Annotated in this window: 23 protein-coding genes and 2 tRNA genes; 15 read left to right on the forward strand and 10 right to left on the reverse strand. The window is 40.8% G+C overall.

What is annotated here, in order from left to right; genetic code table 11:
- Positions 1 to 23 precede the first annotated feature (23 nt).
- A complete protein-coding gene (locus tag J2W55_RS08970) occupies positions 24 to 2228 on the forward strand; it encodes a hypothetical protein (RefSeq protein ID WP_310094566.1) in 2205 nt (734 codons plus the stop codon).
- 145 nt (positions 2229 to 2373) lie between these two features.
- On the opposite strand, the gene J2W55_RS08975 is transcribed toward J2W55_RS08970, so the two are convergent.
- Positions 2374 to 2447: transfer RNA gene (locus J2W55_RS08975), tRNA-Pro, on the reverse strand.
- Positions 2448 to 2743: 296 nt separating this feature from the next.
- On the opposite strand from J2W55_RS08975, the gene J2W55_RS08980 reads away from it, so the two are divergent.
- From J2W55_RS08980 to J2W55_RS09000, 5 genes are all read left to right on the forward strand, one after another.
- Entirely contained in the window at positions 2744 to 3229 is a 486-nt protein-coding gene (locus J2W55_RS08980; RefSeq protein ID WP_310094569.1) for a hypothetical protein, read from the forward strand.
- A gap of 217 nt (positions 3230 to 3446) precedes the next feature.
- Positions 3447 to 6740 carry a DUF4175 family protein gene (locus J2W55_RS08985; protein WP_310094571.1) on the forward strand — a complete coding sequence of 1098 codons (3294 nt, stop codon included), beginning with the start codon at positions 3447 to 3449 and terminating at the stop codon, positions 6738 to 6740.
- Position 6741: 1 nt separating this feature from the next.
- Positions 6742 to 7167: an ATP-binding protein gene (locus tag J2W55_RS08990; RefSeq protein WP_310094574.1), complete on the forward strand. Its 426-nt coding sequence runs from the start codon at positions 6742 to 6744 to the stop codon at positions 7165 to 7167.
- A complete protein-coding gene (ybeY, locus tag J2W55_RS08995; protein ID WP_310094577.1) occupies positions 7167 to 7592 on the forward strand; it encodes an rRNA maturation RNase YbeY in 426 nt (141 codons plus the stop codon). The genes J2W55_RS08990 and ybeY overlap by 1 nt, the downstream gene beginning before the upstream one ends.
- Before the next feature lie 48 nt (positions 7593 to 7640).
- On the forward strand, positions 7641 to 8156 hold the full coding sequence (locus J2W55_RS09000) for a glutathione peroxidase (RefSeq protein WP_310094578.1): 516 nt from the start codon (positions 7641 to 7643) through the stop codon (positions 8154 to 8156).
- Between the two features lie 82 nt (positions 8157 to 8238).
- On the opposite strand, the gene J2W55_RS09005 is transcribed toward J2W55_RS09000, so the two are convergent.
- From J2W55_RS09005 to J2W55_RS09020, 4 genes are all read right to left on the reverse strand, one after another.
- Positions 8239 to 9030 carry an MlaD family protein gene (locus J2W55_RS09005; RefSeq protein WP_310094582.1) on the reverse strand — a complete coding sequence of 264 codons (792 nt, stop codon included), beginning with the start codon at positions 9028 to 9030 and terminating at the stop codon, positions 8239 to 8241.
- Positions 9027 to 9818 (reverse strand): ABC transporter ATP-binding protein, encoded by a 792-nt coding sequence (locus tag J2W55_RS09010; RefSeq protein ID WP_310094585.1) that lies wholly within the window; start codon positions 9816 to 9818, stop codon positions 9027 to 9029. Before J2W55_RS09010 ends, J2W55_RS09005 begins: the two co-directional genes overlap by 4 nt.
- Positions 9819 to 9820: 2 nt before the next feature.
- On the reverse strand, positions 9821 to 10597 hold the full coding sequence (locus tag J2W55_RS09015) for an MlaE family ABC transporter permease (RefSeq protein WP_310094588.1): 777 nt from the start codon (positions 10595 to 10597) through the stop codon (positions 9821 to 9823).
- Positions 10598 to 10686: 89 nt separating this feature from the next.
- A complete protein-coding gene (locus J2W55_RS09020) occupies positions 10687 to 11397 on the reverse strand; it encodes a pirin family protein (RefSeq protein WP_310094592.1) in 711 nt (236 codons plus the stop codon).
- 83 nt (positions 11398 to 11480) lie between these two features.
- Between J2W55_RS09020 and J2W55_RS09025 the strand changes: the two genes are divergently transcribed.
- The 5 genes from J2W55_RS09025 (at position 11481) to J2W55_RS09045 (ending at position 18007) form a co-directional block, all read left to right on the forward strand.
- Positions 11481 to 12137, forward strand: a complete 657-nt coding sequence (locus J2W55_RS09025) for an oxidoreductase (RefSeq protein WP_310094597.1) — start codon at positions 11481 to 11483, stop codon at positions 12135 to 12137.
- The gene (locus tag J2W55_RS09030) at positions 12134 to 13996 is read left to right on the forward strand and encodes an ABC-F family ATP-binding cassette domain-containing protein (RefSeq protein WP_310094600.1); all 1863 of its coding nucleotides are present in this window, start codon (positions 12134 to 12136) and stop codon (positions 13994 to 13996) included. Before J2W55_RS09025 ends, J2W55_RS09030 begins: the two co-directional genes overlap by 4 nt.
- A 2-nt stretch (positions 13997 to 13998) precedes the next feature.
- Positions 13999 to 14244, forward strand: a complete 246-nt coding sequence (locus J2W55_RS09035; RefSeq protein ID WP_310094603.1) for a CBU_0592 family membrane protein — start codon at positions 13999 to 14001, stop codon at positions 14242 to 14244.
- 135 nt (positions 14245 to 14379) lie between these two features.
- On the forward strand, positions 14380 to 16242 hold the full coding sequence (gene mnmG, locus J2W55_RS09040; protein ID WP_310096474.1) for a tRNA uridine-5-carboxymethylaminomethyl(34) synthesis enzyme MnmG: 1863 nt from the start codon (positions 14380 to 14382) through the stop codon (positions 16240 to 16242).
- 115 nt (positions 16243 to 16357) lie between these two features.
- The gene (locus J2W55_RS09045; protein WP_310094606.1) at positions 16358 to 18007 is read left to right on the forward strand and encodes an Ig-like domain-containing domain; all 1650 of its coding nucleotides are present in this window, start codon (positions 16358 to 16360) and stop codon (positions 18005 to 18007) included.
- On the opposite strand, the gene J2W55_RS09050 is transcribed toward J2W55_RS09045, so the two are convergent.
- Positions 17997 to 18509, reverse strand: coding sequence for a gamma carbonic anhydrase family protein (locus J2W55_RS09050; RefSeq protein WP_310094609.1), 513 nt, complete (start codon positions 18507 to 18509; stop codon positions 17997 to 17999). The two genes, J2W55_RS09045 and J2W55_RS09050, sit on opposite strands and share 11 nt — an antisense overlap.
- Before the next feature lie 79 nt (positions 18510 to 18588).
- Here J2W55_RS09050 and J2W55_RS09055 point away from each other — a divergent pair.
- Positions 18589 to 18661, forward strand: a tRNA-Gly gene (locus J2W55_RS09055).
- Here the strand turns inward: J2W55_RS09055 and J2W55_RS09060 are convergent.
- Together J2W55_RS09060 and nadB are read right to left on the reverse strand one after the other, a co-directional pair.
- Complete coding sequence (locus tag J2W55_RS09060; protein ID WP_310094612.1) at positions 18661 to 19212, reverse strand: hypothetical protein; 552 nt, start codon at positions 19210 to 19212, stop codon at positions 18661 to 18663. The genes J2W55_RS09055 and J2W55_RS09060 overlap by 1 nt on opposite strands.
- A gap of 8 nt (positions 19213 to 19220) precedes the next feature.
- Positions 19221 to 20813 carry an L-aspartate oxidase gene (gene nadB, locus J2W55_RS09065; protein WP_310094615.1) on the reverse strand — a complete coding sequence of 531 codons (1593 nt, stop codon included), beginning with the start codon at positions 20811 to 20813 and terminating at the stop codon, positions 19221 to 19223.
- 408 nt (positions 20814 to 21221) lie between these two features.
- Between nadB and nadA the strand changes: the two genes are divergently transcribed.
- The 3 genes from nadA (at position 21222) to J2W55_RS09080 (ending at position 23892) form a co-directional block, all read left to right on the forward strand.
- Positions 21222 to 22214 (forward strand): quinolinate synthase NadA, encoded by a 993-nt coding sequence (gene nadA, locus J2W55_RS09070; protein ID WP_310094618.1) that lies wholly within the window; start codon positions 21222 to 21224, stop codon positions 22212 to 22214.
- 199 nt (positions 22215 to 22413) lie between these two features.
- Entirely contained in the window at positions 22414 to 23457 is a 1044-nt protein-coding gene (gene thiL, locus J2W55_RS09075; RefSeq protein WP_310094622.1) for a thiamine-phosphate kinase, read from the forward strand.
- A gap of 3 nt (positions 23458 to 23460) precedes the next feature.
- Complete coding sequence (locus tag J2W55_RS09080) at positions 23461 to 23892, forward strand: hypothetical protein (protein WP_310094625.1); 432 nt, start codon at positions 23461 to 23463, stop codon at positions 23890 to 23892.
- A 267-nt stretch (positions 23893 to 24159) separates the two neighbouring features.
- Here the strand turns inward: J2W55_RS09080 and J2W55_RS09085 are convergent, their stop codons facing one another.
- Together J2W55_RS09085 and J2W55_RS09090 are read right to left on the reverse strand one after the other, a co-directional pair.
- Positions 24160 to 24429, reverse strand: a complete 270-nt coding sequence (locus J2W55_RS09085) for a GIY-YIG nuclease family protein (RefSeq protein ID WP_310094628.1) — start codon at positions 24427 to 24429, stop codon at positions 24160 to 24162.
- Positions 24430 to 24595: 166 nt separating this feature from the next.
- The gene (locus tag J2W55_RS09090) at positions 24596 to 25966 is read right to left on the reverse strand and encodes a DNA recombination protein RmuC (RefSeq protein WP_310094631.1); all 1371 of its coding nucleotides are present in this window, start codon (positions 25964 to 25966) and stop codon (positions 24596 to 24598) included.
- Positions 25967 to 26034 lie beyond the last annotated feature (68 nt).

The following is a 26034-nucleotide window of genomic DNA, read 5'->3' on the forward strand; positions in this document are numbered from 1 at the left end:
GTAATCCGATTTTAATCTTTCTTATGATAAATGCGATATCTCCCTGGCTATTGAACACAAATAGCGAGCTGAACCGATTACTCCCGCGGCCGGCTATTGAACGGACCGCACTTGATTATCGTTTTAACATTTATATGATGGGCGACAGCTGCTGGCTGGTTGCAAGCTGGCCAAAAGGCAGCCGGATTGCCTTTCGGCTGGCGTATTCGCCAGGCGATGAATTTAATTTAAAGGTAAAAGAAACAGCTGATGGATTATCAGTTGGCGGTAATTGCTTGCTTGGAAAATATCAGATCAATATTCAGCTGCCATCAGCAGAGCGGCCGGTACTGCGGATGACCACGTCGCTTGTACCTGTATCGCCATTACTTTTTCCTTTTTGGCCACGGGATATTGTGCCACTGGGTGCCGCCGACAGCGATTTGCTGGCATTAGGCAAGGTTCATGTACAGCAGGTGGGCAGCCGGTCGGGTCAGCTTTATTTTAGTTTGACCAGGCCAAGCGCGGGCTCGGTATTATATCTTCAAAATCTGACCGCTTTGGCCGATTACAACCAGCAGACGGAAACCTCGGCAGCAAATACCGTGGCCGGCGAGTGGCCGGAGATTGGCTTTGCGCTGCCGCCCACCATTAAAAATAAACCGCTGGAAGCCGGTAAAGCCTATGTGCTTAGTGACGCTTTTGTGGCTTTTTCTCAAGAGGTACCAGCCAATGAACCGGCTATGGTTAAACAATATCTGGACTTGCTGGCCGCTATTTACCTGGCATTGCCAAGGCCGGAAACAACCTATAAACCTTGGCCAGACATCCTGAAAAAAGGCCTTGCCGATCTGATCGATAGCCCCGGCTGCTGGTCGCAGGTAGATGGCAACCATTATTTTAACGCTTATGTTTGTGATTACGCTACACCACCCGAGATCATGGTGCAGCTGGCTGTATTATTGCCGCTGCAGGATTACGCGGAATGGAGCGGTTCAACGGTTGAAGTAATAGAAAAAATTAGACGGGGTTTACCCGCCTTTTATGATGAAAAGTTAGGCACGATATTGCGCTGGCATCCAAAGCTGGCTGATCAGCTGGAAGGCGAAGAAGAACAAAAAAAACCGCTGACAATGGATTCGTGGTACCTGCATCATCCGCTTTTAAATTTATCGCGACTGGCGCTAAAGGGCGATGAAATAGCTAAAAAACTATTTTTGGATTCCCTTGAATTCTCTATCAAAGTTGCGCATCATTTCAAATACCAATGGCCGGTATTCTATAAGATAGATACGCTGGAGGTGCTTAAAGCAGAAACCCAGCCCGGCAAGGGCGGCGAAAAGGATGTACCCGGTCTGTACGCCCATGTGATGATGCAAGCCTGGGAACTTACCGGCAAAAAACGCTATCTGCAGGAGGCCGAAAAGGCAGCTCAAAAACTACATGGCCTGGGTTTTGAATTATTTTATCAGGCAAACAATACGGCTTTCTCGGCCGGGGCCTTGCTTCGCCTTTATAAAGCAACCAAAAAGGAACAGTACAAAAACCTGAGTTATTTGTGCCTGGCAAATATTTTTAAAAACGTACAACTTTGGGATTGCAACTATGGCCACCGTCAAAACGTTCCGTCGTTCTTCACATTGTTCCCCTTGAGCGATGCACCCTATTCCGCGGTTTATGAAGAACAGGAGGTTTTTTGTGCTTTTCATGATTACCTCAGACATGCCGAAACCGAAGAGATTGAACCATCTGTGCGCCTGTTAATGGCAGAATATATTCGTTACCTTTCAGATCGTGCCGTTTATTATTATCCGCCTATGCTGCCAAAAGAAGCGCTGCAGGAAAAGCCGAAGATCGGCGAGGTAGATCCAAGGCTATGGATAGCACTGGAGGACCTGCATGACGGCTGGGAACAGAATGGCCAGGTGGGCCAGGAAGTTTACGGCGCCGGCAATGCCTTTGGTATCCTGCCGCGGCATTATATGCAGGTACCCGATGCCGGCCTAATGATCTATACGGATTATCCGGTTTATGGATTCGCTCCAAAAAAACGCCCTCCGGTTAAGTTCCGGCTCGCCGGCGACGGGCGTATTACCAGCCGGCTTATGGTGGTCAAAACCGGCGATAAGTTACCGGACATTGAGGTAATTGTAAAAGGTCAGCAAGAACCCCTCAAAGGCAAACCCGCCAAAGGTGGGCATCTTGAATTCCTGGTTCCGGGCAATGCAGAGGTCACAATTAAATTCTAAGTCATAATGAGTATATATACTCAATAACTATTGGATACCTGATCTGATGAAATGATTGAGACGTGAGAGAGTTGGGGTATAATCAAAAAAGCCCTTAAATCATAGATTTAAGGGCTTTTTTGATTATGGTTGATATCGCCTTTTGTCGGGATGGCGGGATTCGAACCCACGACCTCCAGCACCCCATGCTGGCGCGATACCGGGCTACGCTACATCCCGAATGTGGTATTTTGTGTTAATAGTATCGTTTTTCCGCAATAGCTTGTTTTATCGCTTATACCCGTTACTATTTTTTGAAGCGGCAATGTGCCCTTTCAACTGCAAATATATATTATGGTTTTTAATTTCAAAACACATAATACACCATCATCTGCAAAGAATAATGCCCGGTTCTGCTTTACAATATTTCCCAATTATGTAAAGCATATTGTACAAATATTGCCCGCAAACAAACTGTTAAAATCAATAATTTGCATGTAAATACCTAACCTACAATATATCAATTAATTAGGGTTATGAAATGGACATTTATGATGTTAATTTTATTGAGCAGCTCAATAACATCGCAAGCACAAAAAATAAAAGGCTATAGCTATTTTTGGGCAAGTATCCATCTGCAATCGACTGACATTTATGCATTCACTTCGCCTAAGGCTTTTAAATATCGCCGTGAATCCTCTTACGTGTTCCCCCCGGCCGAACATCAGCAACAGGCCATCCAAACAATCGAAAGCCAGGTAAGATATGTTGACCCGCAATGGGCCGGGCTTTTAACCAATCAGCTGGTTAGCAGCGTATCAACAGCTGATTTTGAAGAAACAATGCAAATCATTAAAGAAAAAATGAAGACCTTTTATAATACGCAACGGCATCAATCATACCGCAAAAACCCGGTAGCCGTGGTATTATTCGATATTGATACGGGTCAAATTCTCTTTAGCTATACCCTGCAGTCAACATCACAGGTGGCCGATAATCAAAGCGTGGCAAATGTTTATTAGCCAATTATCGCGGCGGATAGGATAACAGAACACATGGGTTAATAAAGTACAACAGGCACAAAACAGTACAATTAAAAATACCACTCATACGGTTTACAGTACACTATATTTTAACTTAATTGTGGTATTGTATAATTTGCTCCGTTTTTTCGTTAAAATTGTATCAAGTGTTTTATCCTGAAATATGAACTCTTCCGAAAATTTTGACGTATTAATCATGAAGATCAACATCTTCATCAGGAAATACTATTTCAATAATTTTTTGAGGGGATTGATATTTTTAGGAGCGGGGCTATTTACTGCTTATGTTGTTATTACCCTGAGCGAATATTTTGGCAATTTTAACATCGTTTTTCGTACGATTCTTTTTTATTTCTTTATTCTGCTCAATATTAGTCTGGTATGCTGGCTTATTTTACCCTCATTACTGGCCTGGCTAAAACTGGGGCATTCATTAACTCATGATGAGGCCGCTGAAATTATAGGCAAACATTTTCATGATGTTAATGATAAGCTGCTAAATACCCTGCAGTTAAAAAAATTAGCTGCCGCCGATGAAAACCACCGGGCGCTTATCGAAGCGAGTATTGATCAAAAAATAGAGATGCTTAAGCCGGTTAGTTTTCCATCGGCCATCAATATTCGCGAAAACAGCCGGTATTTAAAATGGGTGCTGGCCCCATTGGCGGTAATCATTGTACTGGCTTTTGCTGCGCCATCTGTACTAACCGAAAGTACAAAAAGGCTTATCAGGCACAATGAATATTTTGCACCGGTTGCTCCTTTTAGCTTTAACATACTTAATAAAAGCTTGTATGTAATACAAGGCGACGATCTGAAGCTTGATTTAAAACTTGATGGTGACAGACTGCCTTCTGATGTTTATATTGAAACCGCCAACAACACATTTAAGCTCGACAAAGAGAATATCAGCCGTTTTCATTACCTGTTTACCAACCTGCAGCAAAACACAAAGTTCAAGCTTATAGGTAACGGGTTCAGTTCGGTGCAATATGAAATTAAGGTAAATCAAAAGCCCGCCCTGCTGCATTTTGATGTAGAGCTCACTTACCCGGCTTACCTGCACAAAAATGCCGAAAAACTGATAAATGCAGGCGATCTTGTTGTTCCAGAAGGAACACAGGTACACTGGCTATTACATACCCAGCATGCATCCGGCCTGCAATTTAATATGAATGGCACAATACACGCGGCCCGCTCAAACGGCGCCGACCTGTTTGAGTACAGTGAGCGGGTTTATAAAAATGCTGTTTTCAAGCTTAATCCTATCAATCCGCTCGTTAACCATAGCGACTCTGCGGCTTACCACATTAATGTTATTGCCGATGAATCGCCGGCTATCACAGTACAGGAAAAGGCCGATTCTATAAGTATGAATGCCTTGTATTTTAATGGAAAAATACAGGACGATCATGGATTCTCATCGTTAAGTTTCCATTACAGCGTGCAATCGCCGGGCAACAACAACCAGCAAAAAACGTTTGTTAAACGGGTAGATGCTTCCATGAACCAAACACAGTCGGACTTTTTTTATTTCTGGAACATGAAGGATCTGGGCATAAGTCCGGGCGCCCGTGTAACCTACTTTTTTGAAGTTGCAGATAATGATGGAGTAAATGGTCCCAAAAGAGCTCGCAGTACCGAGCGTACCCTCAATATGCCCGACGCCAGGGCCATAAATGAGCAATTAAATGCCGGGACACAAGCCGTAAAACAAAAAATGCAATCGGCTATAAAATTGGCGGGGCAGGTTGAGCATGATTCGCAAAAGTTAAATCAATTACTGCTAAATAAAAACACTCTTTCGTTCGATGAAAAAAAACAAGTGGAAGATCTGCTTCAAAAGCGCCGCGATCTGGAAAACCTGGTAAAAGAAATTAAAGACGATAATAAGAAGAACCTGTATAACCGCCAGGAAAACCAGCAACAAAATGAGGAGTTGCTGGCCAAACAAAAGCAAATTGAGGATCTTTTTAACAACGTGCTTGATCAAAAAACAAAAGAACTGCTGCAAAATCTGCAGAAACTATTAGATCAGGAACAAAAAGATGCCACCCGCGATGAATTATCAAAAATGCAAATGGATAATAAATCGCTAAAAAAAGAGCTTGACCGGATGCTGGAGTTATACAAAAAGCTGGAATTTGAGCAAAAGCTAAATCAAAGTGTTGAGGAGCTTAATAAACTGGCCGATAAACAACAAAAGCTATCTGACAAAACCGGCCAGAAAAACAGCGATCAAAAAGCATTGCAACAGGAACAGCAAGATCTGAAAAAAGACTTTCAGGATATAAAAAAAGGCCTCGGGGACCTGCAAAAAACAAACGAGCAGGCAGAGCGTAAACAGGACTTTCAAAATCCTGAAAAGGAAACCCAAAGCATTGACAAGCAAATGGATCAAAGCGCGGGCGAATTGCAAAAGAACAATAAAAGCGGCGCAAGCAAATCGCAGCAGCAGGCAGCTAAAGAAATGCAGCAACTGGCAGCTAAATTGCATCAAAAAAATGAGGAAGGTGAAAGTAAGGAAAATGCTATTGACGCGCAGCAATTACGTGAATTGTTAAAAAGCCTGGTCAATAGCTCCTTTAACCAGGAAAAGATCATGCAAACATTAAAAAGCACCAATCCAACAGATCCGGCTTATATTACACTTTCGCAAAATCAAAAGGACATTAAGGACAACCTGAAAACCGCCGAAGATAGCCTATATGCCATCAGCAGGCGCATTCCACAAATACAGTCAACCGTAAACCAGGAAATCAGCAGTATTAACTCGCATATTGACCAGGCTTTGGATAATCTGGGCGATCGGCGTACTGCCGAAGCAAACCGCCATCAGCAATATGCCATGACATCTATGAATAACCTGGCGCTTATGCTGAGCGAAGCGTTAGAACAACTGCAAAAAATGATGAATAAAGGCGGGCAAGGCAAAAGTAAAAATCAATCGGTATCACAACTGGCCAAAATGCAGCAGCAGCTAAATCAGAACATGCAAAAGGCGCGGGAGCAAATGCAGCAGCAAGGCAACCCGGGAAAAAGTCAGCCTGGAAGTAAAGGAAATATGAGTGAGCAACTGGCCCGTATGGCCCGCCAGCAGCAAATGATCAGGCAATCGCTTGAGCAAATAAATCGCGAAGAGAATAAAGATGGTTCCGGCAGACTGGGAGATTTGGATAAAATTTCGAAAGAAATGGAACAAACTGAGCATGATCTCGTAAACAGGAAGATAACAGACGCGTTAAAAAGGCAACAACAAATTCAAAGCCGGTTATTGGAAGCAGAAAAGGCCGAACAAGAACGCGAACAGGATCAGCAAAGGGAAAGCCATGCCGGTAAAGACATACCTCCTGGATATATAAAAGCGCTGCAGGGATACCAGCAGCAAAGAAATAAACAAACAGAACAAATAAAAACAATATCTCCGGCACTTAATTTGTATTATAAACAAAAAATAAAATCTTACTTTGATCAACTTAATGCCAAATAACATGGAACAGGCAAATGTTCATACCAGCACCGAACTGTATACGTTACAGCTACCGTCAAAACCGGAGAGCATAGCGCAACTTGAGCTGCTGATTGAGAGCCTTGCTGATAAATATCAGGTAACAGAAGATACCTTTGCCAATATGATGACTTGCCTTAACGAGGCTGTTATAAATGCCATTATACATGGCAACAAACTCGACGAAACAAAAAAGGTGATTATTAATGCTGAGGTAGAACCTAAACGCATTATATGGACCGTTAGCGACGAAGGCCCCGGCTTTGATTATACCAATCTGGCCGATCCAACCGCACCCGAAAACTTGGAGAATTTAACCGGCAGGGGCGTTTTTATAATAAAACACCTGGCCGATCAGTGCATTTTTAATGCAGCAGGCAACACTATTGAACTACACTTTAAAATATAATGCCCGCTATTCAGTTTTTTGAAGAAGATATCAGCTACAAACTAAAAAATAAAGCCCTTGTGCGTAAGTGGATCAAAGATGCCATTGCCGCCGAGGGCTTTAAATTAAAAGAGCTCACCTACGTTTTTTGTTCGGATGCCTATCTGCTGCCGATGAATCAGCAATATCTGAATCATGATACTTATACCGACATCATAACCTTTGATAATTCATCGGTTAAAGATGAAATTTTGGGGGATATTTTTATATCTGTTGAGCGTGTTCGTGAAAATGCTGCCAAATTCAACATCTCCGAAACGGACGAACTTCACCGCGTAATTATTCATGGAGCACTGCACCTTTTAGGCTACACTGATAAAAGTGTTGTTACAAAGAAGAAAATGACACAAAAAGAAGATGAGTATTTGGCAAAAAGACTTTTTTAATGGTTAATTTTACTTAAGAATTTATTTCACGATCAATTACAAATCAAAATGAAATTACTTACGTTAATATTGGCATTCCTTTTTATATCAGCGCCATCATCTGTGTATGAGTTTAAACTGAAAACTATTGATGGTAAAGACTTTACGCTGGCAAAATACAAAGGCAAAAAAGTACTTATTGTTAACACCGCTTCAAAATGCGGCTTTACCAAACAATATACTGATCTTGAAAAACTATCAGAACAGTATAAAGGCAAATTGGTGGTTGTGGGCTTTCCGGCCAATAACTTTGGCGGTCAGGAACCGGGAACAAACCAGGACATCAAAACCTTTTGCAAAGAAAATTTTAACGTTACTTTTCCGATGAGCGGAAAGGTTAGCGTACTCGGACTTGACATTGATCCGTTGTTTCAGTATTTAACAACCGCCCCTAATCCTGACTTTACAGGCGATATTAAATGGAACTTTGAAAAATTCCTGATAGATGAGAATGGCAAACTGATACATCGTTTCAGGTCTCAAACCACTCCGTTATCAACAGATATTACTAAATACCTTAACTAAGTATTAAGTATCATTCATTACGATCAAAGAAGCCTGCCGATATCGGCAGGCTTCTTTGATTAATGCTCAGCTGCAATTGGGTTCAATTATCCTTATCGTCGGCCTTGCTCTTCGCTGCTTTTTCTTTGTCTTTTTTTGCTTGTTCCTGTACTTTTTTAATCGAATCCTGCCGGGCTTTAGCCGCCTTTTTCTTTTTGTTAAAGAACCCTCTGAGCAGGAAGTTATGCTGTGCAGCTGTCAAATCCTCATTAAGGGTATTAGTGGTTTTATGTACCGTTTTCATAGTAGTTTGCGCTTGTTTTACGGTACCTTCAAGGTCTTTGGCTATTTTGTCGTTATTTAACAGCCGGCCAATACTCCCTTTACCGCTGTTGATCTTTCCCACTATTTGCGACAGATCAGTAGTCAGGGTTTCAGCATTATCAGCCACCCGTGTAAGTTTGGTTATTATTTTATCCACATCTACCGGGTTAATTGATTCCAGGCGGCCGCCTGGTTGTATCTCCTCATGGCTTTTTATACCTCCGGGAGCAATTATTATCAGCTTATCACCCATCAGCCCGTCGCTGCCTATGCTAAGTTTAGAGTCGGTTTTTATAAATTTCCGCACGTTATTATTCAATGTAAGATCAACCCTTACCGAACTGTCGGTAATAATGTTTATGGATTGAACTACCCCTATATTAATGCCGGCAAAGCGCACATTATTGCCTGCTTGTAAGCCACTTACATTTTTAAATGTACCGTAAATGTTAAAGGTTGAATTGAACAGGCTCTTTTGATTCCCAATAAAGAATATGCCCAGTATCAATAGTACCAGACCGGCAAAAACAAACAGGCCTATCTTTATTTTTTGTGAAGAAGTAGTTTTCATGTTGTTTCGGTAAAAAAGGATCTTACAATTTCGTTTGCCGATTTTTGCAGCTCCTTATAAGAGCCCTCAGCTATAAATGTTCCGTCATCCATTACCACAATGCGGTCGGCAGTGATCCTAACGCATTCCATGTCATGGGTTATAATGATGGAGGATGTTTTATATTTCTTTTGCATGTGAAGTATTAACTCGCTGATCTCCCGTGATGTAATGGGATCAAGACCGGTAGTAGGCTCATCATATAGCATAATCTCGGGCTTTACAATCATTGTACGGGCAAGCCCTACCCTTTTACGCATTCCGCCAGAGAGGTCGGCAGGTAATTTATCAATAGCGTCAAGCAGGCCTACCGCATCCAAAACCTCTTCCACCCGCTTATCTATATCCTGCTGATCCTTAAGCTTTAACACCCGCGTTAACGGAAACTCCAGGTTCTCGCGCACGGTCATGGAGTCATACAAAGCCCCGCTCTGGAACAAGAACCCAATTTTCATACGAAGCTGTTTCAGCTCATCATCATTCATGGCGGTTACTTCTTTCCCAAAAACGGTAAGGTCGCCGGCATCGGGTTTTAGCATGCCAACTATACATTCTATTGTAACCGACTTTCCAGACCCGGATTTGCCTAAAACCACCATGTTTTCGCCCCGTTTTAGATCAAAAGAGATGTTTTTTAACACTTTTTTATCAATAAAATCCTTCTTCAGGCCTTTAACATGAATCACCACCTCATCTTTTTTAAATTCAGGCGTTTCCTGGTCTCCGGTATTTTGGGCAGCAGCTTTCATCGTTATTTATAAAATAATAAACTGGTGATCTGAACCGCTATGGCATCAATAACAAATATCCACAGGGATGCGGTTACAACAGCCGAATTGGCAGCAATACCCACGCTTTCGGTCCCTTTGTTGGAATGATACCCTTTATAACAACCCACAAAACCTATTGCAAAACCAAAAAATACGGTTTTAACCACGGCGGGCAGAAAGTCTGAAAAGTCAAGAGAAGCGATACATTTATTAAAATAAAGCGGGAAGCTGATATCGTCGGTGATATTTAAGGCCAGATAGCCGCCAAACAGCCCTATAACATCGCCCATAATGGCCAGGAGGGGCACCATAAAGCTGGTTGCTAAAATGCGGGTAACCACCAGGTATTGCAGCGGATTGGCCCCTGATACCTCCATAGCATCTATTTGCTCGGTTACCTTCATGCTGCCCAGCTCTGCGCCTATGCTCGACGCAATTTTGCCTGCGCAGATAATGGCTGTAATTACCGGGCCAATTTCGCGCACCAGCGATACTGCAAGTGTTTTGGGGAGCATGCTTTCGGCCCCAAGTTCTACTAACGAGGGCCTGAGCTGTACAATAAGTACCAGCCCCATGATAAAGGAGGTAATGCCCACCAGCATCACGGAGCGGTAGCCTATTTCATAACATTGCCGTACAAATTCCGACCATTCAAAGCTGCCGGTAAAAATATTCCTGAAAAACCTGGCAAAGAAAACCCCTTGCTCACCAATTCCCTCTGCCCACTTTCTCCATCCGGTTATTGCCTGTTCTGCCATACATTACGTTAATAATTTCCTGGTAAACAATACTTTACCCGGTTGTTCGCAGTTCAAGAAAATTGGGCCTTCAGGTTCGGCTTGTTGGTTTATGACATGGGTACGTCAATGATAAGGAATCTTGACAGTTGATCGGCTTCAATATTAAATGAACTTGTATCATAAACACCCAGTGCGTCTCTTTTGTTTAAAACCGTACTGTTTATTTTAACCGATCCTTCAATAACAAACACATAAGCGCCATTGCCAGTGGTCTTTATATCATAGCTAACTTGCTTTCCGGCTTCAAAATCGCCTATGCTAAAGGTGGCATCCTGGTTTAACCACAGCGTATCAGCGCTTTTTACCGGCGATATAAGGGTGGTTAACTGGTTAAGTTTAAAGGCTTCCTTAAAACTTTTCTGATCATAACGCGGCTGTATATTCCTCTCTTTCGGGAAAAGCCATATTTGCAGCGTTTTAGCTTCTTTGGTATGTGACGCGTTGTATTCAGAGTGATAAATACCTGTTCCTGCCGACATTACCTGCACTTCGCCCGCATTAATTACCCCGGTGTTGCCCATGCTATCCTTGTGTTCCAAAGCACCTTCTAGCGGAATAGTAACAATTTCCATATTGTCATGCGGATGCGAGCCAAAGCCCGCACCTGCTGCTATTGTATCGTCATTTAGTACCCGTAATGCTCCAAAATGAACTTTTTCAGGGTCATGGTAGGACGCAAAGCTGAATGAAAAATTAGCTTTTAACCATCCAATGTCATTTTTCCCGCGTTTGTTTTCGGGATAAAATATTGTTTTCATTTAATCTCCTATTTATATGTTTAAACATACAATTTTTATTCCACAATTAAATTATACGTATTTTTGCAAAAATTATGCGTACAATGGCAAAAAAAGCTATTATTGCAGGTTCAAGCGGACTAATTGGCAGTAAATTACTGGATATTTTGCTGCGTGAGGCTTTTTATGACCAAGTTTTAATCCTGGTCAGAAAAGAATTGCCTTTAAAACATCCCAAACTTACCCAACTGGTGGTCGATTTTGACCAGCTGGAAACCTATTCCGCTGCAATAAATGGCCATGCGGTTTTTTGCTGCCTGGGTACAACCAAAAATAAAACGCCCAACCTAACAGTGTACCGCAAAATTGACCATGGCTACCCTATCCGATTGGCAGAATTAGCGCATCAAAACGGTATTGGGCAATATCACCTGGTATCCTCTATCGGCGCCAACAAAATGTCGTCGGCCTTTTATATAAAAACAAAGGGCGAAACGGAAGCTAATCTGCAACAGATAGGCATTCCGGCAGTACATATTTATCGCCCATCATTATTAACTGGCGAAAGAACGGAAAAACGGATGATGGAAAAAGTAATGGCAGGGCTATTTAAAATAATAGATCCTTTACTGTTTGGAGGGCTGAAAAAATACCGAAGCATCCCCGGGGCAACGGTAGCGGCTGCCATGTACAAACAATCAATAAAAACCAATACAGGCTTATTTATATATGAGTCTGATAAAATAAAAGAACTATCGTGAGCACTTACATTTCAGCAGAGAATCTTGGTCATCAATTTCATGACAACTGGCTTTTTAAAAATATAACCATCGGCATTAACCGCGGCAGGCGCGTAGCGTTGGTTGGTGTTAACGGGGCGGGAAAATCTACCCTGCTAAAATTATTAGCCGGTCACCTGAAACCTACCGAAGGTAAAGTAGTGCAAAGCCGCGACCTTAATATGGGATACCTGGAACAGGACCCGCATTTTAAAAACGCGGTAACCATCAGCGATTATATTTTTCATGCCGATGATGTGCAACAGCAACTGATCCGCAAATATGAGGAGCTTTTAGAAAACGAGCCCGATAATGCCAAAGCCATTGAAAAAGTGATGGAAGAAATGAGCGATGTGGATGCCTGGGAATATGAATATAAAATAAAGACCATTTTAGGAAGGCTGGATATACATCACCTTAACCAAAAGATCAATACCCTATCGGGCGGGCAAAAAAAACGTTTGGCCCTGGCCAAATTGCTGATTGAAGACCCTGACATTTATATTTTAGATGAGCCTACCAACCACCTTGATATTGATACCATTGAGTGGCTTGAGAAATTACTGACCGAAGGCAATAAAACCATTTTAATGGTTACGCACGATAGGTATTTTCTGGATAATGTTTGTAACGAGATACTGGAGATAGACCGTGGTAAGATAGTGCCTTACAATGGTAGTTATGGTTACTACCTGGAAAAGAAAGCCGAGCGTGACGCGGCTGATGAGGCGGCATTCCAAAAAAACAGTAACCTGCTGCGTAAAGAATTGGAATGGATGCGCAGGCAGCCCCAGGCCCGCGGCACCAAATCAAAAGCCCGTATTGATGCCTATTATGACCTGGAAGAGAAAACCAAAAGTGGCGGCATCCGTGAAAAGGTTGAGCTGAGCGTAAAAACAGCGCGACAGGGAAACAAGATCATGGAGATGGAACATCTTTACAAATCATTTAACGGCCGTACTTTTATAGATAACTTTAGTTATGTATTTAAAAAAGGCGACCGCATCGGTCTTGCGGGGAAAAACGGAAGCGGAAAGTCTACCCTGCTTAACCTGATCACCGGTGCGTTACAGCCCGATAAAGGAACTGTTATTAAAGGCGAAACTACAGTTTTAGGTTATTTTCATCAGTCGGGCATTACTTTTAAGGAAGATGAGCGCGTAATTGACATTGTGAAGAATGTCGCGGAGTTTATTACCATGGCTGATGGTAAAACGATATCAGCATCTGCCCTGCTTACTTTATTCCTGTTTCCGCCAGCTAAACAATATGGGTTTATATCCAAATTAAGCGGTGGCGAAAAGAAACGTTTGCAACTGATGAGCATCCTGATGAAAAATCCCAACTTTCTGATACTGGATGAGCCCACAAATGACCTGGATATTGATACATTAAACGTACTAGAGGAGTTTTTAACCAATTATGGTGGTGTATTAATGATGGTATCGCACGACAGGTATTTGCTTGACAAACTTACAGACCAGCTTTTTATTATGGAAGATGGCGGTAATGTACGGATATACAACGGAAATTATTCATCGTACCGCCTGGAACTGGAAGAAGCGAAACAACAAAACAAGAAAGCACCGGTTGTACAAACCCCTATCCCCGCTCCAAAGAAAAGCAAGCTAAACTTTAAAGAGGCAAAGGAATTGGAAACTACCGAAGCGGAAATTGAAAAAATTGAAAACGAGATAAGGGATAAAACAGAACAACTGAACAGAGTAGGTATTGAACCCGCAAAGCTCAATGAAATTTTAGCTCAGATTGATGATTTGAACAAGAAACTGGATGATAAAAGTGCCCGTTGGATTGAATTAACTGAACTAAAAGAATCATAGTTATGAAAACATCGGATATTATCGCATCGGTGGGCGTAGTGGTGCTTTTAATAGCTTTTTTATTAAATTTATTTAATAAACTAACAGCAGATAGCACAGCATATAAACTAATGAATTTTGCTGGCGCGGCTACCTGTTGCTACTCATCCTACCTTATTAATTTTTACCCTTTTGTTGTTTTAGAGGCTATTTGGGGTATTGTAGCGTTAATATCATTATTCAAAGTTCCACGTGGAACATCGGCTTAGATTGAATAATTTTGTATATCCTATTAATAAACGTTCCACGTGGAACATGGACACAAAAAGAGGTTTAAAACATGCTTCTTAAATAAAGAAGTAGATAGAAAGATTTAATGTTCCACGTGGAACATGGAGGCGAAAATGTTTAAAAAATATAATGTAATTGTTGTTGGCGCAGGCCACGCAGGCTGCGAAGCCGCTGCAGCTGCAGCCAACCTGGGCTCATCTGTTTTACTGATCACCATGAATATGGGGACAATTGCGCAGATGAGTTGTAATCCCGCTATGGGTGGTGTGGCCAAGGGGCAAATAGTGCGGGAAATTGATGCATTGGGAGGATACTCTGGTATAATCACGGATAAAACTTCTATCCAATTCCGGATGCTAAACCAATCAAAAGGACCGGCAATGTGGAGCCCAAGGGCACAAAGCGACCGTATGCGCTTTGCCGAAGAGTGGCGCTTAGCGCTTGAAAGGACCCCCAATGTAGATTTCTGGCAAGACACAGTTACCTCTATATTGGTATCAGGCAATACCGTAAAAGGTGTGCGTACCTCTATTGGTGTAGAGATAGAAGCCGATGCTGTTGTACTTACCAACGGAACATTTTTAAACGGCGTAATACATATAGGTGAGAAGAAATTTGGCGGCGGCAGGTCAGGTGAAAAGGCAGCTACCGGCTTAACCGAACAGCTGGTAGAACTGGGCTTTGACTCCGGCCGGATGAAAACAGGCACCCCTCCCCGTGTTGATGGACGAAGCCTTAACTATACCCGGATGGAAGAGCAATGGGGCGATGAAGAACGCGGCCGTTTTTCGTTTACTGATGTTGATATGATCAAAGAACAGCGTTGTTGCTGGATCACCTATACCAATACCAATGTACACGAAACCCTAAAAGAAGGCTTTGAAAAATCGCCAATGTTTACCGGGCGCATTAAGGGTTTGGGTCCGCGTTATTGCCCATCTATAGAAGATAAAATAAACCGTTTTGCCGAACGCGAACGTCACCAGATATTTGTTGAACCCGAAGGATTGAACACTGTGGAGATCTATGTAAATGGATTTTCAACTTCGCTGCCAGAGGATGTACAATACAAAGCCCTCACCCAGATACCCGGTTTTGAAACCGCTAAAATGTTCAGGCCTGGCTATGCCATAGAATATGACTATTTCCCGCCTGTGCAACTGGGCCTAACCTTAGAGACCAAACTGGTCAGCAACCTATACTTCGCCGGCCAGATCAATGGCACCACAGGTTATGAAGAAGCGGCATCACAAGGCTTTATTGCCGGCATAAACGCGCATCAAAAGATCAATGATAAACACGAACTGATATTGAAAAGATCAGAATCATACATTGGCGTTTTGATAGATGACCTGGTAACAAAAGGTACTGAAGAACCTTACCGAATGTTTACCTCCAGGGCTGAACACCGCCTGCTTCTGCGCCAGGACAATGCCGACATCAGGCTAAGTCCGATGGGTCATGAGCTCGGTTTAATCAGTAATGAACGTTTGGAAAAGGTACGCCAAAAGGTAAAAAACTCTGATGATATTGTTGCATACACCAAAAGCAGATCCATCGATCCGTCACATGTAAACTCATTGCTTGACGAACTGGGTACAAGTCCCCTATCACAAAGTGCCAAATTATTTAATTTATTGAGCCGCCCGCAGGTTGGTTTCAATGATCTTAAAAAAGCAGATACGACATTGGCCGAATTATTATCAGCCTATGATAAAGAAACTGTTGAGCAGGCTGAAATAAAAATCAAATATGAGAGTTACTTTATAAAAGAAATGGAGATTGTTGACCGGATGAAAAAAATGGAAGACCGGGAAATAAATCCGGAATTTAATTATCATACCCTGGTATCACTTTCAAAAGAAGCACGCGAAAAATTGATGAAGATAAAACCACGTACTTTAGGTCAAGCTTCCCGCATTTCGGGTGTTTCGCCCTCTGATATTTCAGTTTTAATGGTTCATGTATCAAGATAATTCGTAAATAACTGATAATAAATAAGTTATAAAAAGTCTTTTTAAATCAATTATTTTCATTTTTTAATAGTACGGTTCATAAAAACATAAAAATCGCTTATATCGCCTAAAAACCATGTTAAACAAAAAACGGGTCAATTATTACAATTTTTTAACTCCTTTTATCGTCCTTTTGTTTCTTTATGGCTGTGCAGCGCAGCAACCACCGCAGGGAGGCCCCCGTGACCTCACCCCACCCAAACTGCTGAAGGCTGTGCCTGCCAACAAGACCAGAAATTTTAAGGCTAAAGAAATTGACCTGCAATTTGATGAGTTTATAAAACTGACAAATCAGTACCAGGAAATAAGCATGAGCCCGGCGATGGAAAAAGCACCGGAATATTCGTCGAACAAAAGGGACCTCAAAATTAAATTTAAAGACACGCTTCAAAAAAATACCACTTACGTTATAAATTTTGGAAAGTCAATACAGGACGTGAACGAAAGTAACGTGATGAAAAATTTTACTTATGTTTTTTCAACGGGCAGTCACATCGATTCATTAAGCATATCAGGAACCGTTACCAATACCCTAACCCAGGAAAAAGAAAAAGACGTAACCGTGATGATATTTCCGCTAAAACAGGATTCGCTGCTTTTTGGAAAAAAGAAACCAAGTATTTTTACAACAACAGATTCATCGGGAAATTTTAGCTTAAACAATTTACGTGAAGACGACTATCGCATATACGCGTTAAAAGAAACCGCGCCGAATAAAATATTTGATAATGATATAGAACTTATCGCTTTTCTTAAAAAACCTATCCATCTCAGGTCAGACACATCAAATGTGCAACTGAACTTATTTAAACAACTCCCGGAAAAATTCAGGTTCGCAGAAAAACGTTTTGATGCAGATGGTAAATTACTTTTCGTTTTTAATAAATCACTTGATAACCCATCGATGAAAGTTATTTACCCGGCCGACATTGACAAGCAAAAACAAGTGGAGTTTAGCAAAACAAAGGATACGGCTTCTGTTTACCTCCGTAATATGAATTTTGATTCGATAAGGGTTGCGTTATATGATAAGGGTAAACCTATTGATACGGTATCGCTCTCGAAACGAAAAAATGAATCTTTTAAACGAACGCTTACCTTTCAATATAATATAAATGGCAATAGTCTGCTTAAACCAAACAACGACCTGAAATTAATAGCAAGCCTGCCGATTGAAAATTTTGATAATTCACAGATCACCCTGAATGAAGATTCCATTGCCGTTGCAACAAGTGATTATACTTTACAAAAAGACACCGGAAACCTTAAACACATTTATTTAAAATACCGGTGGCGACAGAGCAGTAAGTATGAGATCATTTTAAACGAGGGGGCATTCACTTCTATTTATGGCGATAAAAATAAAAGGATATCAAAAAAATTCCAGGTTGACAAAACAGAAAACTATAGCACGCTTACGGTAAAAGTAACCGTACCCGATCCTGCAAAGGCTTATGTTGTTGAGCTGATGAACGAGCAAAAAGCGGTATTGCAAAGTAACCCTATAACGAAAAGTACACCTATAGTTTATTCTAATTATTTAACCGGAAAATACCTTATTAGGGTAGTTTATGATGAAAATAAGAATGGCAAGTGGGATAGCGGCAACGTACGTCAGAAACGTCAGCCCGAAAACACCTGGGTAAGCCCTAATGTTATATCATTACGGCCAAACTGGGAGGCAGAAGAAAGTATAACCATCCCTAAAGAAACCCCTACTCCTTAAACCAACCCGAATACATGATATAGTTATTGGGCAATTGTTTGAGCATAGCCAGTTGCTCATCTGTCAAAGGTTTTATTTTTTTTGCAGGTATTCCGGCATATAGATAACCTGATTCGCAAATGGTATTTTCCAATACCACAGCGCCTGCTGCTATGATAACAAATTCATTTACTACCGCATGATCCATTACAATGGCGCCCATACCTACCAGCGTGTGGTCATGCAGCGTACAGCCATGCACCAACGCATTATGCCCTATAGATACATTGCTGCCAATATTGGTTGCCGCTTTTAAATAGGTAGCATGTATTACCGCGCCGTCCTGTATGTTGGTGTTATCGCCAATTTTAATATAATGGACATCACCCCTGATCACGGCATTAAACCAAACAGAACAATTTTTTCCCATTACCACATCACCAACAATGGTAGCATTCGGGGCTATAAAACAATCATCGCCCCAAACCGGGCTTTTATCTTTTACGGGCAATATAACAGGCATATAGCTTAATTATTGATTTATTGGGTTAGTGATTTGTTGATTTGATTGAATTTTTATTTATGTTTGGATACAAAATTAAGCGGAAATAGCTCAGCTGGTAGAGCATCAGTTTCCCAAACTGAAGGCCGCGGGTTCGAATCCCGTTTTCCGCTCAATTTATTTTTTCAGCTTTTATTCTATTTAAAGCTACCTGTGCTTCCACTGGATAATGATCAAAATTATTTATTAATTCGTTGAACTCCTGGTCTCCAAAAACTTTGAATTTTTCATAATAAAAATTGATCATCTTATTTCTTTTCTCTTCCTGTTCTTTCTCGGATCCTCTTAGAAGAATTTTAATATAACTTGTAGCTCTTTTGTTCATCACGAGATAAACAATCAATAACAAAAAGAAAATTATGTTAAAACCAATACCATTATAAACAAACCCACTTTCGCTATGATGTAGTTCAGCGTTCACCGTAATTATAGTAAAGTTGATAACTCCTATGGTTGATAATAATAAAAGAATAAGTACACCAAAAAATTCCTTATCAGGTTTTATCAGCTTGAATAGTAAAACAAAAATCCAAGATAACAGCGCTAAATAATTATTAATTGATAACACAAAGCCTTCCGTAAAATGCAGACAAAGGCTTACTGAGATTGATAACCCAAGTAAGGCTAAAAAAATAAAATCTATATATTTTTTTGCTTTAATCATAATTGCTCTTAAAACACAGTATCCTCTACTTTGTTAGCATGTACCGGGTAATCGGTAGTGTAATGCAGGCCGCGGCTTTCTTTACGCAACATAGCCGATTTTACCACAATAAATGAAACCTGTATCAGATTACGCAGCTCACAAAGCTTTACAGATAGTTTGGTCTTTTTATAAAAAGATTCGGTTTCTTCATACAAAAGACCTAACCTGCGCATAGCCCTTTCCAGCCTGAAATCAGAACGCACTATACCTACATAGTCATTCATCAGCTTTTGCATTTCGCGTACGTTGTGCGTCACCAGGATATCTTCATTTGACAGTTGTACGCCATGCTCATCCCAGTCAGGAATATTCTCAGGGATAACAAAATCATTAAACTTACCCATTGCGTCTTCATATATACGGTGCGCGAAAACCAATGCTTCAAGTAAAGAATTGGAAGCCAAACGATTAGCCCCATGCAAACCGGTTGAAGAACATTCACCACAGGCATACAACCGTAATATAGATGATTGTCCGCTATGATTAACCATAATACCGCCGCACATATAGTGACAAGCCGGGGCTACAGGTATCATATCTTTAGTCATGTCAATCCCAATTTCCAAACATTTGGCATATATATTAGGGAAATGGTTTAAAATATCCTTTTTGCTCCGGTGCCTGATGTCCAGGTAAACAAAGTCCTCACCAGATTTTTTTATCTCGGCGTCAATAGCTCTGGCGGTAATATCGCGCGGGGCCAGTGATTTACGGGGATCATACTCCTGCATAAATTCTTCGCCGTTGGTACGTTTTAATATTCCTCCAAACCCACGTACAGCTTCGGATATTAAAAACGAAGGGTATTCACCGGGATTATACAGCGCCGTTGGATGAAACTGGATAAATTCCATATTCCTTACCTTGCCTTTGGCCCGGTAAACCATTGCAATGCCATCCCCGGTAGCAATAGTGGGATTGGTGGTTATGGAGTAGATATGTCCCGCCCCTCCCGAGGCCATCACGGTAACTTTTGACAATATCTTTTCAACCACATTACTTTCGGTATTAAAGGCATATATTCCATAACAGGTAATATCTGTGCTCGATTTACCTACCAGCTGGCCCAAATGGTGCTGGGTTATCAAATCAACAGCGAAATAATGTGTTAATATCTCAATATTAGGGTTCTTATGGATCTCTGCCAGTAATGATCTTTCAATCTCCAAACCGGTCACATCTTTATAGTGCAATACGCGGAATTCAGAATGCCCTCCCTCTTTAGCCAGGTCATAAAAACCTTCGTTGGTCTTGTCAAAGTTGGTTCCGTAATCAATAATTTCATTAATGCGTGCCGGTCCTTCTTTAACAACGGCTTCAACAACTTCCTTATCACAAAGGCCATCTCCCGATATCAACGTGTCTTCTATATGTTTTTCAAAAGAATCTTCTTTTTTATCCACAACTACCGCCACGCCGCCCTGGGCATACTTAGTGTTCGATTCGTCTTCATTTGATTTTGTAACTATCAGAACCTTACCATGCTTTGCCGCCTTTAGGGCAAAACTCAATCCGGCTATACCTGATCCCACTACTAAAAAATCAACAGTTTTGGTCATATTTTATATATAAGATGTGTAAAAGTACTACTTGTGTTAATAACAGGTACAAAAGATGTTAATTTTGTGTAAACAAATACCTAACAAATAAAAAAAGGGTTGATAACTTACATTTTTGTTGCAGATATGAATAATTTTTGAGCGACTTTTGAGGTGTTCAAATGATAAAGCTAACATTTTCTACATTAAGAAAATATTAACATATAACTTTTAAAAGTAAAATTTGATTGACATACAGATCACAAAATCAAACCAATACAAAATAAAAAACTGTGGAAAATTGTTAGTAAAATCTTAAAACTAATTTTTCATATCAAATCAGGAACTAATTTTAAACATAACTAACACACCAATAAACAATAGTTTTATTTATATAAAAAATTAGTTGTTATTAATTGAATTGTTGAAATGGATATCTTCGAAGAAATAAATGTGAAAGGATTTGTGGACGAATACATCGACCCCACACTTGATCTTTTTGATGAAATTGAAAAACTAAAAAGGGAAAAAAATGCAGTTATTTTGGCTCATTATTACCAGGAACCCGACATTCAGGACATTGCAGATTATATTGGCGATAGTCTTGGGTTATCACAGCAAGCAGCGAAAACTGATGCCGATGTTATTGTTTTTGCCGGGGTACACTTCATGGCCGAAACAGCCAAAATATTATCTCCCGAGAAAAAAGTTTTATTACCCGACTTAAAGGCAGGTTGCTCATTAGCAGATAGTTGCCCGCCACATTTGTTTAAAAAGTTTAAAGAAAACTATCCCGATCACCTGGTGATCACCTACGTAAACTGTACGGCAGAACTGAAAGCTTTAAGCGATATTGTTTGTACATCAAGTAATGCCGTGGCCATAGTAGAAAGCCTGCCAAAAGATCAAAAGATCATATTTGGACCAGATAAGAACCTGGGGGCTTATGTGGCAAAAAAAACCGGTCGGGACCTGGTATTATGGAACGGTGCCTGTATGGTACATGAAATTTTCTCCAGGGAAAAAATAACAAAGCTAAAGGAAAGACACCCCGGCGCTAAATTATTGGCCCACCCCGAATGTGAGGAAACTATATTGCAAATGGCCGACTATATTGGCTCAACAACCGGCATACTTAAATATGCCGGCAGCCATCCGGATAAGGAATTTATAGTAGCTACCGAAGCCGGTATATTACACCAGATGCAAAAGGAGAATCCCGACAAAGTGTTTATCCCTGCACCACCAAATAATACTTGCGCTTGTAACGATTGTCCGCACATGAAACGTAACACGCTTGAAAAACTTTATTTGTGTTTAAAAAACGAAATGCCTGAAATTACTGTTCCTCAACATATTATTGAGCGTGCGGTAAAACCAATTGAACGAATGCTTGAAATATCAGCCCAACTGGGTTTATAATGCTGTTATGAGCTAAAAATTAAAAATTTTTTTCCGCCACTGGCGGATGATGTTGGTTTGTTGCGCCCGGGCATAATTGATGTTCTTGAAGGCCAAAATTCTAAAAAAATTTCCCGCCTGCGGCGGAGATGATGGAATATGAGGGCCGCGGTAATTGACTTTGCTTTCGTATTTTTGCGAACTAAATTTTTAAGGAACAATGTTTGAAAATCAGGACAGGACAAATTTGGAAGAGTTAGGTGAATTTGGATTAATAAGTCATCTCACAAAAAATATAAAACTAACACAGCAAAGCACCCAAAAAGGTGTTGGCGATGATGCCGCTGTACTTGATTTTACAGGCAAAAAAGTTTTAATAAGTACCGATATGCTGCTCGAAGGGATCCACTTTGATTTGGCATATACTCCCCTAAAACATTTAGGTTATAAGGCTATACAGGTAAACCTAAGCGATATTTATGCCATGAACGGAATGGCGTCGCAGGTTACTGTTTCTATTGGCATGTCAAGCAAGTTTCCTTTGGAGGCAATTGAAGAATTATACGAAGGTATTTATATTGCTTGCGAAAAATATAATGTTGACCTTGTTGGTGGCGATACCACGTCATCAAAACAAGGTTTGGTGATTAGTGTAACATCCGTTGGCTATGCTGATGAAGCGGATATTGTATACCGGAGCGGTGCAGGTGATGGCGACCTGATCTGTATATCCGGCGACCTTGGCGGCGCTTACGTAGGTTTGCAACTGCTGGAACGCGAAAAACTGATCTATCTGGAGAATCCAAAGATACAGCCCGACCTGGAAGGAAAAGATTATATAGTAGAACGCCAGTTAAAACCGGAGGCCCGGCGCGACATTGTGGAATTGTTGAAAAGCATTGATGTAAAGCCTACCTCAATGATCGATGTATCTGATGGCCTGGCGTCCGAAATATTACATATTTGTAAGCAGAGCGATAAGGGTTGTAACTTATACGAAGAAAAGATTCCGCTTGATCCCATGACCTATGAAACGGCCCGCGAATTTAACCTTGATCCTACTGTTTGCGCACTAAACGGCGGTGAGGATTATGAGCTTCTTTTCACCATTAAACAGGCCGACTATGACAAGATAAAGTTCAAAATGGATATCACCATTATTGGACACATGACAGAGCCTTCAGCAGGCTGCAACCTTATTACAAAATCAGGTAATGTACATGCTTTAAAGGCACAGGGGTGGAACGCGTTTAAAAAGGCTTAAAAAATGTTCAACAGTCTTTTTAAAAAATTTAATTCCCGGCCAAATGATGATAGTGATAAACCAAAGCAGGTAGTTAAGGGGATTATTTTATTGTATATAGCCTTTATTTTATCCATGATCACCGACTGGCTCGATGGTATTGGCGTAGTCCCTTTTATAGTTGTTTTTTTATTTATAAGCTTCTTTATATCCTCAACCAACCAGGGTAAAAAATGGGCAAGAGTTGTGATGCTTATCCTGGTGTTTTTTAATTTGGTTCTATTTTCATCCAATATTGTACAGCTGTTAAACAATAGCGAGATGGAAAAATTCACCAACCTGGTTATGGTATTTTATGCCGTTGAGATAGCTGTGGAAATTGTTGCTTTAGTACTGCTTTTTTCCAAACCGGCCAACGCCTGGTTTAATGTGAAGAAGACCGAGATAGTGGACTAAGTTTCTGGTATATTTAGTTTAGTCGTACCGAATTTCTTCCGGCACGCCATATGTTAAGTATTAAGCATGTAATTAACCATCCCAAGAAATGTCCCGCAACAATTAAGAATGCGATTTTTTTTAAAAAGACTCTCCATCCATCTCCATCTAGTCATGCCGAATTTATTTCGGCATCCCACAGGACAAGCAAACAACCCGCAAAGCGGCTCAGCATATGAGATGCCGAAATAAATTCGGCATGACCTGGTAAGGGGTATATAAGAAAGATCAAAGATCCAACTCAACTTTTAGATCCTTCATTTCCGGGTTAATAGATTTAATGAGATTGATTTTCCAATCTTTATGCCATCTTTTTAATTGTTTCTCCCGGTCTATAGCGTCGGTTATCCTTTCAAAGTACTCGTGATAAATAAGATCATGGCATTTGTATTTTTTTACAAATATCGATCCTTCGCCATTGATATGCTGCCATACTCTTGAACGAAGATCGGCCGTAACACCAATATAAAATACTGTGCGATAAGTATTTGACATCATGTACACATGTCCCTGTTTATAAAGCATTAATATTGAAGTGACATTTAATAAATTATAAAAATAACCCATTTTGTCATGCCGAATTTATTTCGGCATCCCACAGGACAAGCAAACAACCCAGCATATGGGAGAACAGTTCGATGATATAGCTATTGAAACTTTAGCTTTACTCATCCCCAATAAACTTCTGGTCTATTTGTTTATCGGCTTTAGCCCCAAGTTTCTTTATCTTTTCGGCGGTGGTGGTCAAATTTCCGCGACCGGCCGATAATTTATTGAGGGCGCTATTATAGGCATTTTGAGTATAGCTAATGTTTTTGCCAATGCTGTCCATATCGCCCAGGAAACCCACAAACTTATCATACATATCGCCACTCAGACGTGCAATTTCCAATACATTGCGGTTTTGTCGCTCCTGTTTCCACATGCTGGCAATGGTACGCAATGTGGCCAGTAAAGTTGATGGACTAACGATCACCACTTTTTTATCCCAGGCATAATTAAAAAGCTCACCGTCCAGCTGAACAGCAATACTAAAGGACGACTCGATAGGCACAAAAAGCAACACAAAATCGGGCGAATTTATCCGGTACAGATCATGATATTTTTTGGACGATAAGCCGCCTATATGGTTACGGATAGATTCGATATGTGCTTTGGCAAACAGCTTGCGGTCTTCTGCTGTATCGGCATTTACCAATCGTTCATAAGCAATAAGTGAAACTTTTGAATCAATTACCAAATGTTTTTCGTCTGGCAGGTCTATGATCACATCGGGTTGGTATCGCGTGCCGTCATTGGCCTGCATGGCCGCTTGTATGCGGTATTCCTGGTCGCGTACCAGTCCGGAGCGTTCCAGCACCCTTTCCAGTATAACCTCACCCCAGTTGCCTTGTTTTTTATTGTCGCCTTTTAGGGCTTTGGTTAAATTCTGAGCCTCGTCACTTATCTGTTTGTTAAGATCCATTAATTGGGTAATCACTCCTTTAAGGGTATTGCGTTCGGCGGCTTCCATGTTATAAACCTTTTCCACCTTATCCTCAAATGCTTTCAGGTTTTCTTTCAGGGGGTTAAGGATCATATCCAGGTTGCTGCGGTTTACATCAATAAACTCCTTTGATTTTTCTTTGAGCAGTTTTTCGGCTATGTTTTCAAATTCACGCTGAAATTGTGAGCGTATCTGCTCCACCTCCATCTTTTGCTCCTGCATTTTTTCCTGCTGCGACTGATGGTATGATTTTATGCTTTCCAACTGCTGATTAACCTGAGCCAGTTGTGTGCGCTCATACAGCAGCTCGTCAAGCAAGCGCGTTTTTTCATCCTTTAAAAGCTGAATGATATTTTCCTTTTCGCCGGCTATAATGTCGGCTTTTTCCTCGGCGCGGGCCAAAGCTATTTTAAACGAATCACACTCATTACGAAGTTTATTCAGTTCATCGGCAGAGATCAGTTCAAGTGCTTTGGGCCTTTTTAAGAATAAAAAAACGGATAGCGTCAGTATCAGCACAGACACGATCAATAGGGTATCAGCATTCATTTTGATAAAAATATTAGTAAAAATATGATAATATTTTTAGTATTTCAAAATAAATGTTAGAGTGGTTT

The organism is Mucilaginibacter pocheonensis, from assembly GCF_031456535.1.
Lineage (GTDB): Bacteria > Bacteroidota > Bacteroidia > Sphingobacteriales > Sphingobacteriaceae > Mucilaginibacter > Mucilaginibacter pocheonensis.